The sequence below is a fragment of the Microcoleus sp. FACHB-SPT15 genome (genome assembly GCF_014849525.1).
In the GTDB taxonomy this organism is placed as follows: Bacteria; Cyanobacteriota; Cyanobacteriia; order Cyanobacteriales; family Coleofasciculaceae; genus Symplocastrum; species Symplocastrum torsivum.
In genome coordinates, this window is sequence record NZ_JACJNU010000053.1 from 231,662 (window position 1) to 244,969 (window position 13,308).

Annotated in this window: 13 protein-coding genes; 7 read left to right on the forward strand and 6 right to left on the reverse strand. The window is 44.3% G+C overall.

The annotated features are described in order from the left end of the window. Positions 1-220: 220 nt before the first annotated feature. The gene (locus H6F98_RS20060; protein WP_192220463.1) at positions 221-2,335 is read right to left on the reverse strand and encodes an NAD(P)/FAD-dependent oxidoreductase; all 2,115 of its coding nucleotides are present in this window, start codon (positions 2,333-2,335) and stop codon (positions 221-223) included. Between the two features lie 158 nt (positions 2,336-2,493). Here H6F98_RS20060 and H6F98_RS20065 point away from each other — a divergent pair, with 158 nt between their 5' ends. Further along, positions 2,494-2,745, forward strand: a complete 252-nt coding sequence (locus tag H6F98_RS20065; RefSeq protein ID WP_192220464.1) for a hypothetical protein — start codon at positions 2,494-2,496, stop codon at positions 2,743-2,745. Further along, the gene (locus H6F98_RS20070) at positions 2,745-3,479 is read left to right on the forward strand and encodes a phosphatase PAP2 family protein (protein ID WP_192220465.1); all 735 of its coding nucleotides are present in this window, start codon (positions 2,745-2,747) and stop codon (positions 3,477-3,479) included. The genes H6F98_RS20065 and H6F98_RS20070 overlap by 1 nt, the downstream gene beginning before the upstream one ends. 27 nt (positions 3,480-3,506) lie before the next feature. Here the strand turns inward: H6F98_RS20070 and H6F98_RS20075 are convergent, their stop codons facing one another. Further along, complete coding sequence (locus H6F98_RS20075; RefSeq protein WP_192220466.1) at positions 3,507-4,976, reverse strand: YdiU family protein; 1,470 nt, start codon at positions 4,974-4,976, stop codon at positions 3,507-3,509. A 111-nt stretch (positions 4,977-5,087) separates the two neighbouring features. On the opposite strand from H6F98_RS20075, the gene H6F98_RS20080 reads away from it, so the two are divergent. After that, positions 5,088-5,345 (forward strand): chlororespiratory reduction protein 7, encoded by a 258-nt coding sequence (locus H6F98_RS20080; RefSeq protein ID WP_192220467.1) that lies wholly within the window; start codon positions 5,088-5,090, stop codon positions 5,343-5,345. 20 nt (positions 5,346-5,365) lie between these two features. On the opposite strand, the gene H6F98_RS20085 is transcribed toward H6F98_RS20080, so the two are convergent. Next, positions 5,366-5,938, reverse strand: coding sequence for a DUF2854 domain-containing protein (locus H6F98_RS20085; RefSeq protein WP_192220701.1), 573 nt, complete (start codon positions 5,936-5,938; stop codon positions 5,366-5,368). Positions 5,939-6,064: 126 nt separating this feature from the next. On the opposite strand from H6F98_RS20085, the gene H6F98_RS20090 reads away from it, so the two are divergent. Both H6F98_RS20090 and H6F98_RS20095 read left to right on the forward strand, forming a co-directional pair. Then, complete coding sequence (locus H6F98_RS20090; protein WP_192220468.1) at positions 6,065-6,325, forward strand: hypothetical protein; 261 nt, start codon at positions 6,065-6,067, stop codon at positions 6,323-6,325. 44 nt (positions 6,326-6,369) lie between these two features. Beyond that, positions 6,370-6,555, forward strand: a complete 186-nt coding sequence (locus H6F98_RS20095; protein ID WP_192220702.1) for a hypothetical protein — start codon at positions 6,370-6,372, stop codon at positions 6,553-6,555. A 54-nt stretch (positions 6,556-6,609) separates the two neighbouring features. Here H6F98_RS20095 and H6F98_RS20100 read toward each other — a convergent pair whose 3' ends face one another. Beyond that, positions 6,610-7,044 carry a response regulator transcription factor gene (locus H6F98_RS20100; protein WP_192220469.1) on the reverse strand — a complete coding sequence of 145 codons (435 nt, stop codon included), beginning with the start codon at positions 7,042-7,044 and terminating at the stop codon, positions 6,610-6,612. 479 nt (positions 7,045-7,523) lie between these two features. On the opposite strand from H6F98_RS20100, the gene H6F98_RS20105 reads away from it, so the two are divergent. Then, a complete protein-coding gene (locus tag H6F98_RS20105) occupies positions 7,524-8,669 on the forward strand; it encodes a C1 family peptidase (RefSeq protein ID WP_199348709.1) in 1,146 nt (381 codons plus the stop codon). 268 nt (positions 8,670-8,937) lie between these two features. On the opposite strand, the gene H6F98_RS20110 is transcribed toward H6F98_RS20105, so the two are convergent. Beyond that, the gene (locus H6F98_RS20110) at positions 8,938-12,417 is read right to left on the reverse strand and encodes a caspase family protein (RefSeq protein WP_192220470.1); all 3,480 of its coding nucleotides are present in this window, start codon (positions 12,415-12,417) and stop codon (positions 8,938-8,940) included. A 143-nt stretch (positions 12,418-12,560) separates the two neighbouring features. On the opposite strand from H6F98_RS20110, the gene H6F98_RS20115 reads away from it, so the two are divergent. Then, positions 12,561-12,929: a CU044_2847 family protein gene (locus H6F98_RS20115; RefSeq protein WP_192220471.1), complete on the forward strand. Its 369-nt coding sequence runs from the start codon at positions 12,561-12,563 to the stop codon at positions 12,927-12,929. Positions 12,930-13,023: 94 nt separating this feature from the next. Here the strand turns inward: H6F98_RS20115 and H6F98_RS20120 are convergent, their stop codons facing one another. Next, complete coding sequence (locus tag H6F98_RS20120; protein ID WP_192220472.1) at positions 13,024-13,296, reverse strand: hypothetical protein; 273 nt, start codon at positions 13,294-13,296, stop codon at positions 13,024-13,026. Positions 13,297-13,308: the final 12 nt, after the last annotated feature.

A 13,308-nucleotide genomic window follows, 5' to 3' on the forward strand; every position in this document is an offset into this window, starting at 1 on the left:
CTAGCTTAGCGAAAAGTAATTGTTCGTTGGAAAAACCCGGATTGGGGGGCTTCCCCCCAAACCCCCCACTGGGGGACGGAGTGCCTCCCCCAGACCCCCTGCACAAATGGTGATCGGTGTGATGAATTTTCTTAAGTCAGTGCCATTCAGCTTAGGACAAGAGAGACAAGGAAGAATTTGAGCAAAAACTCGCTCCCCCTGCTTCCCCTACTTCCCCTGCCTATTGAGGACGGGGCAGTTCATTAAGCGTTTCACTGGTCACTTGAACTTCCTTAATCTTCACTCTTTCAGGACGACCTAAACCAGCAGTAATCGCATAGCTTTGAGCCAACAGTCTGAGCCAGAGAGCAGGATAACGATTTTCTACCCAAGGCTGTATACGCCGGATGAAACTAGGGAACCAACCTCTGAGTAACCAGCTAACTAAGGCGTAAGCTGTGAAATTGAAGTAACTGCCTAGCCAGCGAAAGATATCTTTTGAACCCGCCAGTTCCCAAATCCAAGGTAAGAGTGCAGGGTTTCTCCCTGCTGCCTTCAGTGCCAGTCTGTTGAAGGTGAACCAGTCGGCGCGGTCTTTGATGAAGTTGTCGGCAACAACTGGGGGTTCGTCTGCTAACAGCCCGAAGAAGGTGTTGAGCATTGAATTAAGCCGCTGAGGTGGCAGGTGGCGGCCTGTAGGCACCATCATGCCTTTGGAAAATAGCCAGGTGACTGAGACATTGCTTTGATAGGCGCGAATCTGATTCAAGTCTTGGGCACTAAGAAGGTTATGCCGTAGCGCAGTGTCCAAAAGGTTAGTAAGGCGGTAAAGATTGCGAATCAGGGAGCCAAAGCCCGTGAAAACCAGGGGAGACTGGAGTGAGGCAGCATCACCGACGGACACAAGGCGATCAAATGCAACAATGCGATCGCGACTTCCTACACTAAAATGTCCTGGAATGTAGCCAAACGTCGGCTTCTTCCACACCAGCTTTTCCATGTCACAGCGACGGTACTCTGGGAGAATCGTGAAAAAGTCTTCATACATCTCCAGCAGTGAGCCAGGATTCCTCGGATTCACCTGATGGTAATGAAATAAATAAATGGTGAGTTCTTCACCCGCACCGGGGAATAACTCCCAAATTAGCTGGCGCCCTCGTGAGACATCTCCATGGCTATAAAGAACATCGCCGTAATCAGAATCCCACACTCCCCGCTCAAACCCCTTCGCAACCACAGCCCCTACAGTTGGGCAAACACTATCAAAAGCACGACCACCATTCAATTGCCATGCGATCGGTGAAGCGGTTCCCATCGCATCAATTAACAGATGCCCCCTAGCTTGTCGATGCGCTTGAGTTGGTAGGTGTTGCAGTTCAACGACGACTTGATTGGGATGAATATCTGCCCGGATAAACTCTGTCTCATCCCAAATTTCTCCACCAGCCTTTTTAAGCTTTTCGCTACATAGCTGTAAAAGTTTCTCAGAATCCAATGCAATATTGAGTACTGTAGGCGTATGCAAAACAGCGGCTTTGAGATGAGGTGGATTGTTGCCATCAAAGAATTTATTAAAGCCATCAACGTATTCTCTAGCAATGAGGCTCTCAAACTCTGCGCTCGTAAATAAACCTAGCTCAATCAAGCTTTGGAACTCATCCCGTGAAATATTCCATTCCCGGTTCATCCGTCCAAAGGGTAGTCGCTCAATGAGCAACACTCGATAACCCAGTCGTGCCATAACAGCAGCATGGATGACTCCCAAAGCACCGCCGATATAGATTAAGTCGTAACTGGGATGTTCAGGTAAGTTCTCCCCATCTCCCGATTTACCCTTCTGAGAAAATATGACTTGCTTAGGCTTTTGGGGATTACGGACTCCCTCACGCCATTGCTTCTCCCACCAGTAGACGCGGTTGAGGTCATATTCCCCATTCGGCATTTTTTGAAAGAAATGGACAGTCTGAGGATAATACGGCGCTAAGGCTTCAAAGATTGATTGCTTGGATAAATCAACGGCTGGTGGTTCAGGATATTGGTAGGGAAATTGACGTCTCAGACTACGCTCAAGCTGTTGTAAGATTTGATGCTCACCTCTAATAGACTCAACAGCCCAGCGAAAGGCTTTAAGGTAGGTCGTTCGCTGCACTGACCAAACAAATACGGATATTTCCGGAATCGTTTCCGTCGCCGCTGTAGGATTTTGATTGCTGGAAGTTACACCCTCGAATTGCAAACGGATACCGTCACGAGTAATAATTTTCTTCCCACGCTCAGGCTGCCATTCCTGTTGTAACCAGGTGCAGACGGCATCTGTATCCGGGGTAGGTAATTCTACGTAGAAAAGTTCTTTCATCTTGGTGATCTCATCGGGTAGTCAATTACGAAAGAAGACGGAGGTCAAAAGCGGACAAAATACGCTAAGCTTCCGGATACTGATTTGTTTAAGATTAGAAAAAAAAGTTTACACGTTTCTCATTTTGTTAATGTAAGGGGTGCCGTTGTTAACTAGCCATGAATTATCCCATCCCAGTTAGCCCTCAAGAAATTGTGGCTCTACGTCAAAAACCCGTCGATGAAGAATTGGTGGCGGCAGCGATCGCGGGTGTTATACAGATTGCTCGCCAACAGGGGCAGTCTCTAGACGATTTAACCGCCGAAGTGCTAGCGGAAGATACTTTGCTTGACCAGGCGCAAAGACGCTGGCTCAGTGATATTGTGGCGCAAGCCTGGGAAAGTCTGCCGCCAGTTGTGAGATCACAATAATGCCTAAGCTCAGCCGAGAGTTAATTTTAGCTTTGCCGTCTAGGGTGCGAGAACACCTGCTGCCACTACTATTGACGATTCGGGTGGCTGGATTTTTGCTAGCTGCCCTAGGTTTGTGGTTATTTAGTGCGATCGCTGATGAAATCCTCGATAAAGAAAGCTTTACGTTTGATAAGGAAATTTTACTGACCCTTAGAGAATTGCATACCCCGGTGCTGGATAAAGTCATGCTAGGTTTTACCTTCCTGGGGGAACCTGTGATTTTACTGATAGTGTGTCTGGTTATCGGCACTTGGTTACTGACGCGAGGACAGCGATCGCAAGCTACAATTCTCATAATTGCCGCCAGTGGTGCCGTTGCGTTAAACACTTTGCTCAAAGTACTATTTGGTCGGGCAAGACCAATGCTCTGGGAACGAGTTGTCGATGTCGGACAGTACAGCTTCCCCAGTGGTCATGCCATGATTTCAATGGTAATTTTTGGGATAATTGGCTACTTAGTGAGTTCCAAGTTTCCCTTGTGGCGGATAGGGATTATCAGCTTAACGATTCTGTTAGTAACAGGGATTGGCTTAAGTCGGCTGTATCTTGGTGTTCACTGGCCGACTGATATCATTGCTGGGTACGCCGCAGGCTTAGTTTGGTTAATTACCTGTATTTTTAGTTTGCAAGTCTGGCAGGAACGACGTGCAGTTGCTCAAAAACCTGAGAGTGAAACACTTAGCGACGGCTAGTGATACTAAATTCTTTAGTTAAAACTATCAATCCTTGGTTTGTAATCGCTTCACTAGATCGGAAAAAGGCTGCCAATTATTGTCCTGTGCGATCGCATCCCAAACTTCTTCAATCACAGGTCGAAGTAACGCCGTTTTAGGGTTATGATGCCGTAATCGCGTAGCAATATTCTCCAACTCAACCGCTGATAAACTCTGTAATGCGTGATGGTATGTCTGTCGCCATTTGTCCAAAAGTGTACGCTGCTCATCTGTTTCCAAAAACGATGCACTACTGAAAATCTGTGCCCTATCATCTCGCCAGCTAGAGTTAAACTGTTGCGCGAGTTCCGCAAAAAAAGCGTGATAGCCGACTTGACTATCTTTGAGAAATTGAATTGTCTCCCCCACTACCGCGTCGGTTTGTGGTTCTGGCAGCACGTCAAACCCTAACTTATTGAGCATTAACTGCCCATAAGCGTTGTAAAAATGATCATCGAACGTTGCTAACGCCGCTTCCATATCCGGTTGGGGAATTACCGCCCCTAAGGGTAGCTGAAGCATCTCTAAGTTCAACTTACAAATCCCTGGTTGATTGCTGTAACTGTAGCGCCCGTAATAGTCAAAATAAGCAGCCGTAAACTCTGGGTTATAAGTTGGGATAAAGGCATAAGGCCCATAATCAAAACTTTCCCCCGTGATTGACATATTGTCCGTGTTCAAAACAGCATGACAGAAACCAGCAGCCATCCACTGTGCCACCAGTTGAGCAACACGTTCTACTAACTCGGCATAAAACTGTATATATTGCTCCTCATCTCTTGCCCCCCCCTTAATCTCCTCATCTCTTATTCCCTTAGTAAGGGGGGCTAAGGGGGTAATCTTCGGGTAATACTGCTCGATCACATGGTTTAACAGCTTTTTGATTAAATCCGGGCGCTTGAAATAGTGCAACCGTTCAAAAGTGCCAAACCGGATGTGAGAACGACTAAAACGTATCATCACAGAAGAACGGGTAGGAGAGGGTTCATCTCCCCGCCACAAATCTTCACCTGTCTCAATCAAACTTAGACATCGGGACGTGCGAACACCGAGGCTGTATAGCGCTTCTGCTGCAAGCACTTCCCGAACACCACCTTTAAGCGTGAGTTTCCCGTCCCCACCTCTAGAGTAGGGGGTTGTTCCAGAACCCTTTGTCCCAAAGTCGTAGAGTTCGCCATCGGTTCCTCGCACTTGACCGTAGAGAAAGCCTCTACCATCCCCTAGCCTGGGGTTATATTCGCCAAACTGATAGCCGTGGTACCGTAGTGCCAAAAAGGGTCGCACGCCCTCGAATTTGCCAAAGGCTTGGATAAAATCAGCGTCGGTGACTTCTTTGGGGTCGAGTCCCAGTAGGGGTAACAGGTGGTCATTGCGAAACCTCAAGATATGCTGAGGAAATTCTGCTGCTGCTACTTTGTCAAAGTAGTCAGTTCCCAAGGATTCCAAGGCGGGTTCGTAGTTGAGGGAGAGGAACATATTCAGGTCATCGGTTGATAGCAGTACACTTGACGATAGCGATTTCCTACCCTTAGATAACCTCTCTAGGGAAAGGGTTCACTTAAGTTTCATGCAAGCTAGGAGTTAAAAATGCCAGACTCGATCATGTTTCAGGAAGACGCTTTTGTTGTTCTGGAACCCAATCAACCAGAGCAATTGCTGACACCAGAAGAATTACTAGAAAAACTCAAGGCAATTTTAGCGACTCGTCAGGATGACTTGCCGCGAGATTTGCAGAAGTTCGCTTCTGTAGAGGAACAAGCTCAGTATTTAATGGAAACGTCTTGCGATCTTGATGTTGAACCTGGGCAGTACTTACAGTGGTACGTTGTGCGGCTGGAAAAGTAGAGAGGTTACAGGGAATGTCTCTAGACGCTGGTTGCTTCTTGAGGAGTGGTAATTAAGGCGACATCAATGCGATCTGCGCGATCGCTTTCTGGCTGTGTGATCTCAACTCGAACACCAGGACCAAAAAATTTCTCTACTTTTTCCCGTTTTTGCTGCCAAGTCTCAAAGGAAATAAGCGGAGAGTTAAACTCCAACACTAAAGCATACTCACCATCCACTTCAGTTTCTCGTAAGCCGATCAAAACAGGTCTTTCCTCATCGGTGGGTGATAGCTTGAGAGCTTCAAGGGAACTATCTAGATGGGCTTCTTGACCATAACGATACCGCGTAACATCATCACGAATCTGGTTTTGAGTGGAAGTGGCTTTAAGCGATCGCAGTTTCAGCACTTCAGGTGTGGTTGGCTGACTGAAGGGTATCGGCTTTAGTTCCGAGGCTTTGAGGGCAAGACCTCCGAGTAAAAGGGGAATTCCGTAGAAGAATCCTGCGAGATTTAACGTTGCATTGGCGGTAGCATAGGCGATGAAGCCTGTGATGGTGAGAACACCACCGACCCACAAACCCAATGTTCCTAGAGAAGTTTGAGGTAATATTTTCACACTGATTGTCCAACTAGCATCTACTTCAGATTCATTATCGTTGGCTGTGGGTGACTTCTGAAGTGTCTAGCCTATAGTTGTATTTATCTGCCATCCTTTATCCCTAGCCCAGTCTTCAATATGATTAAGGAAGAACGCCAGCACGCTACAGAAAAAAGTAGCACCATCCTCGACCAGCTCAATTCTCTGAAGCAGGAGGATGAAACTCTGTATAACATTTTGGCTGTAGATGTTTGGGCGTTAGCCAAGACCATGGATGAGTTTCAACCAGGCTTCTGGGCTGCTTTTATGAAAAATCGTGATAAAGCACTGAAGCGATTTATCTCAGAAGTTATCAAAAACAAGCCTACAAACCCGAAACGTCCGCCTTTCCTGCGCTAGTCTTGTCAGTATCTAGATATAAAGAAAGGTAACGTAAGCCAATGATGGACCCACAAACACTTAAAGAACGGATTGCCCTGATCGAAAGCCATCGGGAATCTCTAGTGCAGCTTTTGGAAAAGCCAGATTTAGGCACACTAAGAATTGATGTCAATCAGGCGCTGGAAGAGCTAGATGACCTAATTGAGGAATTCAAGCGTACTTTCCCGGAAACAACAGGAGCTAGCTAACTGTAGCTGCTCAAAATTGCCGCTCTTACACTTCTTTTGCTAGAGCGGCAATTTTTATTGTCCGGTGTAGCTTTGGTTGTTATTTCCGTCAAGGGATTGAGGACTGCGGCTACCTACTTCCTTGACGATGTTGATTAAATCTTTGGTGGCAGTGTCTTTCTTACAGAAGAAATCAACCCTAGCCGTTTGGCTCATGACCTCAATCTGGGGGTCATCCACTGAAGAGTAGGCAATGATTTGAGTATTTGGGTTAATGCCTTTGATGTGAGTAGAAGCGCTTAAGCCATCCATTACAGGCATTTGTAAATCGAGGATGACGACATCAGGACGATAGCGCTCAACCATTGCGATCGCTTCTTTCCCGTTGCTTGCCAGACCAACCAGCTCAATGTCCCTCTGGTTAGAAAGCGCTAACTTAAGACTGAAGCGTGTTAATTCGTGGTCATCAACAACAAGAACACGTAAAACAGGGTTCTGACAGGACAACATGATGCGACGTTAGTAAACGGTATATTATCGTTTGATTCCACAGTTTACTTGGTAAGAAGTCGTTGCTCCCTCTACCGTTCGAGTGAAACCTTTAGTATAAAGATGCTCTGGACTAAGCCACAAGAGGCAGAGCAGAATTACTGAAATATAAAACTTTTCTTAAGAATTCTTATAGCTGTTGTGATTTATGCATACAAATCATCAACAGCTAATTTTGGCACTTAGGCTTGATTAGGCGATTAGTGCTTTATTGAGTTGGGAAAGTTGTGCGATCGCATTTTTCAATTCTCTTATTGTGAAAAGCTGCTATATGAATGTAGCTCATATTTATGGCATGGCAAAACTCGTCATTCTAAAGACTTGCTAAGCTATCCGGAACAGATAGCCCTTCCCTTGTAGTGTTTGGCAATCAGTAGATTACCTTACTTCAAGAGAACTTACTCGATTAAATTTTATAAATAGAAGATAGTGAGATAGGAATGCAAAAGCATCAGATGGGGTGGTTGCCAAGTCGTCCTGACTTTAGAGATTACTCCATAGAAACCGCAGTTCAAAAACTGCAAAATCAGGGAACACCATCAACTCAAGAAGTAATCCAACTCAAAAGAGCAACTTTTGCAGAGGATGACAACTCACCAATATTGAACAGAGCAATCCAATTATTACAAACACCTACACATAAAAATCAACGAAAAATAAGCCGTCAGGAACCCTATTTAGTATTACCTCTAAAAGCTTCTGCAAACTCCAACCAATATTACCAACCTTTCGGCGATTCAGAAATTTCAGATGATTTATATCTCCCAAAGTCTGTGGATTTAAGGGGATTTTTTTCCCCCGTTGAGAAGCAAGGAAGACTTAATTCATGCACAGCACACGCAGGTGTTGCATTAGTGGAATATTTTCAGCGGCGAGCATTTGGAGAATATATTGATGCCTCTCCGCTTTTTCTTTATAAAACTACCCGAAGATTGATGCAGCTAACAGGAGATAGTGGCGCATCTATTCGTTACACAATGAGGGCAATGGTACTTTTTGGGATACCTCCAGAGGAAGCCTTTCCTTATAATGTTGATGCATTTGACGAAGAGCCTTCAAACTTCTCCTATGCTTACGCCCAAAATTATCAAGCCATTAACTACTTTAATATTGACCGATTTAATCTTTCACCTGAGCAAATACTAGTTCGGATTAGAATCGCTTTGGCGGCTGGCTTCCCTCCGATGTTTGGCTTTACAGCTTACAGTTCGCTGTTCTCTGAAAAGACAGAAAAATCAGGTAAAATTCCCTACCCGGCTAAGGATGAGAAAATGGTAGGTGGTCATGCCGTTGTTGCGGTTGGTTATGACGATAAAAAACTGATTAGAGGTTCCAGAACTCCAGGTGCTTTCCGCATCAGAAATTCTTGGGGACAAAAATGGGGCAAAGACGGTTATGGCTGGCTTCCCTATGATTATGTATTGAACCGTTTAGCTATTGATTGGTGGTCACTGGTTAAGAGTGAGTGGGTTGCTTCAGAAAGCTTTGGTTTGGCAGTCAGTTCTGATGGTCTTTTAGAAGCTTGCGATTGTACGCCTGGAACAAGGGGTTGTGACTGCACTCCTAATACCTCTAGTGAGACTTAGACAAAAAAATGACGCAAAAATAGCTTCAAACTCAGATAGAGAAGTCCTTTCAACTCGAATGTGCATCAATCTAATATTTCTAATAGTCACAATGGTTTTAGGCATTTTTAGACCATTGATGTCTTTTCCCTGCCTAGAGAGCTTTTCAACCCCTTAAAGGGGTTGAAAATGTCAAACTCCTATTAGTAATAAAGTCTATATCCCTCTTCTCGTATTTAAAATTGGATAGTAAAATCATGTGTACCTCATGACTCGGAGAAATGCGATATCACATAGAGTTATTGTATTTATAACAAGTATCCTTTACTTCTTTTAGATTAGAATTGGTTTTCGCGTAATCCCATACGGCTTTGCAACTATCCCTTAACAAGGTTTCACTATCTTGAGAGGCTTTATCATTCGAGTTGTTATAGTTCCAATCCCAAAGCCTTGCCGTTGTATCATCACTTGCAGACAAAATTAGGTTCTGATTTTTGGGATGAAACTCTATTTGTCTAACTGATAAATTATATCCTGCAATAGTCATTGGGTCATTGCTTAGAAACGGCTGACCTATTTTATAACGTTCTTCAGTTTGCCTCAAATCCCAGACTTTAATTGGTTCATTAAGGCTAGAAGAAGCCAATTTCTGGCTATTATGGCTAAATGCTAACCCTAATATATATTTTTCATAAGCTTTAATTTGCCCTTTGAGTGCGTAGTTTTTTTCTGCGTTCCATAGCTGTATCGTGCCATCGTGACTGGCAGAAGCAAGAGTGAGTCCATCAGGACTAAATCTAACTTTATTGATAACTGTTTTATGTTCACCAATTAGGCGAGGAGGTTTGCCAGTTTTCCAATTCCAAATATAGACTCCGCCCTCTTCATAACCATAAGCAATTATTTCTCCATCTGGACTAAAATCTAAACTATAAACTCCATAGCCTTTAAGATTTTTAAGATTCTCTTTTTTTATATATTTTCTGGCATCAATCTCTTCAACGATATTCATACCCGTCTTATTTGTATCCCATATTTTCACCATTCCTTTAGCATCAGAAATAGCAAGAATATTAGAATTTTTAGGATTAAAAGCAATGCCATAAGCAGATTCTGAGACTTTTGTGGAAAGTTGAGTGTCTATCAGTTTATTCTGCTCAACTTTCCAAATTTTTACAGTTCCATCAAAACTGGCGGAAGCTAATTTACCATCAGTCCCAAATCTAACATCATAAATTTTGTCTTGTTGAATACTGCTTGTATCTAGAAGCTTTCCTTCTAAACTCCATAATTTAATAATTTTGTTGTCACCAGCAGAAACAAAAGTTTCTCCACTATCACCAAAACTTATTCCATAAACTTTGCTATCATGTTTAACTCGATTTCTCTCTTGTATTTTATAGATTACTGATTGAAGTTCTTTTATTTGTTCGGGAGTTGCTTCACCAATTTTTCCCAAAGCAGTGAGTGCTTTTATACTTTCTATTAGTGAGTCAAGCTGATTCTGACTTTCATAAAGGTTTACTGCATTTGAAACCAAGGCACCAGCCGCAAAAGCTTCTCCCCTAATTGCTCGTTCTTCCTGTAGTTTGGCTACGAATCCAAAGCCAAAAGTGAGGGTTGCAAGTATCCCTGCTGCAAGCGTAAATCGAGCTTTAGCTTCTGCTGCTTTTCGCAGTTGGCGTTCTTGGTCTAATTCGGCTTGTTTCTTCTGATCGCGCTTTTCCAAACTTTTCCCTAAGAACTCTTGCTCCAACGGGGAAAGTCTAGGTTGAGTCTTTTTTACCCAATCCGCGATCGCAGCCAGCCATGCATCTGTTAGTAGCAACCCATCTGAGCAATCATTCCTTTGCCATTCCTTACACTCCGCCTCTAAGCGGCGACTGAGACGAAGATTTTCCCGATCTTGCTCAATCCACTCTTTCAGTTGCCCCCACTCTAATAGCAGTGCTTCATGAGCAACTTCTACCGTTTTTTCATCCGTGATAATCAAGCGTTGCTCTTGACTCGCTAGTTGCCGCGTTACCCGTATTAGTTGTTCTTGGGAATCAGCGCTTACTTCCAACTCTTGCCAAGTAGCACGGCGGCGCGTCACTTCTTTAGCTTCACCAAGTTGCACTAGTGCAAGAAACAGACGACGTACAAATACTTTGTCTGCCGGAGCAAGATTTTGATAAAGATCATTCGCTCGTTTTTCTAACGCACCCTTGACACCACGAATCTGTTCATAACCTTTGCAGGTAAGTTGAGAGTTGGGAGGAGATTCTGTAATGCAGACTCGCCATAACTCAGCGAGAGCATATTGCAGTAGTGGTAAGCCCCCCGGTTGGTTCATTACATCTGCAATAATCTGTGGCACCAATCCTCGCTCAAGCGTAACACCATGCTTCTCTGCTGGCTTTTCAATCACTTCCTCTAATTCGGGAAGCGTGAACGGCGTTACAAAGTAGGTTGTAGGTTGCGTCCGGTTTATTAGGACTGCGGCTTCTTGATAAGCCGCGCAACGATCTAAAAAATCTCCTCGCATCGCTACAATTACTCGCGTAAGTCGGTCAGAATTTGTAGCTTCCTGTGTTATTCGACAGATAAACTCTCGCCGTTCTGTCTCATCTTCGCAGAGAGTAAAGACTTCCTCAAACTGGTCGATAAACACTACAAGTGGTTGATTTTGTCGCTGTCGTTCTAGAGCTTTCTGTAGTGATTCAAGAGGACGTGTACCAGGAGTGAACGACTCAACAATCCACTGACTACTACCCGGAATGTAATTACATTTCAGTGCTGGCAGTAATCCTGCTTTCACTAAAGAAGACTTACCACAACCAGAAGAACCAATCACCCCCAAGAAACGACTACTGTTTAGCCGATCTAACAACGCTCGGACTGCTAAAATTCGTCCGAAGAAATAATCTGCTTGTCCAGAGTCAAAAGCACGTAATCCTAGATAAGGATTTTCTCGATTAACGGCAGTAGTTCCAGGAACGTCAGCGGTAGGAGGAACTACCAAGGGAGGATGAGTAACTAAGGTAAGGGACTTTCCCCATCCCAAACGCAGTGGTTCTTGCTCACTGCCTCGGAGTTCTCGACTAATATGATCAAATAAGCGATCGCCACTCACTCGCCGTTCGCTATCAGCATTTTCTGCCGCGAGTCCCTGTAGCAGTGCGCCAGTGAAAACGCTGTGTGGCTCATTTCTTCGAGCATAAACAGGTTGAAAACTTCGACCTGCTGTAATCAAATAGTAATCTTTTTGTGTACTGAAGGTTCTGAAGGTGCGCTCAATCAGATTACGTTCCAGAAAATGACCACTGTGGCAGCAATCTAATAAAACAACTAGACTGCTCAGCTCAGACTTACTAATCAGATCATTGAGATCATCAAAGGCAATTCCGTGCTTTTGGTTAATTATCTGCTGTCCTTCCGCTTCAATCTCACAATCAGAAGTCGCTAAATACCCCCTCGGCTGACCCAAGTTACCTGGCACAGTAATACCATGCCCTGTAAAGTAGATTAGCGCCTCGTTCTGACACGCTTGCTCTAGTAGTAGTGTTTGTAAGGCTTGTCCAAGTTCAGCCCCCGTAACTGCCTTCGCCACCATTTCGCGTTTCTGAGTCTGTGGGTTGCGCCGTGAGGGAAGACGTTTCACCTCCACAAAGTCGCCATATTCTTCCAAAACCTGTGCGACAGCTTCCGCATCTGTAGCTGTCTTCTCTAAACTTTTCAGGGGACTGCAATACTGGGAGATGCCAACAACGAGAGCGTAACGAGCCATTTATGAGAATTGATATTACTATTGCGAAACCTTGATGATTGGCACCCTAGCCATTTTAGGCAAACACTAGGATATCTAAAGATTTCCGGGATTGCCTGGAATATTACGCAAAACACACGAAAAACTTAACTAAGGCAGCGATTATGGCAGAAGTACAACGGCTATTGCTAGAAGAGGACGGTGAAAGTTACGAGGTTTACGTCGAATCAAAATCGACTCCGACAATGCCGCCAGTAGCGCAAAGTCCTCAAGATGATGACGATGATGAGTCTTACGGATTTCCATCCAACGATGCAATTATAAAAATGCAGCAAGCTCGACACATGATTCGAGGGTATACCAAGTATGCCCTCAACGCTTTTAAGGATTTTGGTGCAGCAGAAATTGAAGAAGTAACGCTTAAATTTGGGTTAAAGCTAGGTGGTAAAGCGGGAATTCCTTACATCACTGAAGGCACGGCTGAAAGTAATTTAGAAATACAGGTAAAGTGCAAGCTTCCAACAAATCAATAGCCTTTTGTGCATCTCAATTAACCAATTGATGCTTGCTCTAGTTATTGTGGAACGGGCATCTTGCCTGTTCCAATTAATATAAATTTCCTGTTCCTCACCTCCGTTCCAACGGACGCAACCTCTGAGATAGCTTAAGGTACTGCACCCAAGGTTGATCAGACAACTCTGATATTGCATTAACAGACAACGTGGCTGTAAAGATATCTCGCCCACTCGTAACCCTAACACCTAAACTTTCTAAAAAAGCGGTTGCGATCGCATCTGGCACTGGTTCCGTGTGAATGAAGACGACCAAACACCGTTCTTCAGGATTTTGAACGTCATTCAGCGCCATTGCCAGTGCGGCATCTAGTTTCTGATAATTCATCGCGAAATTTTC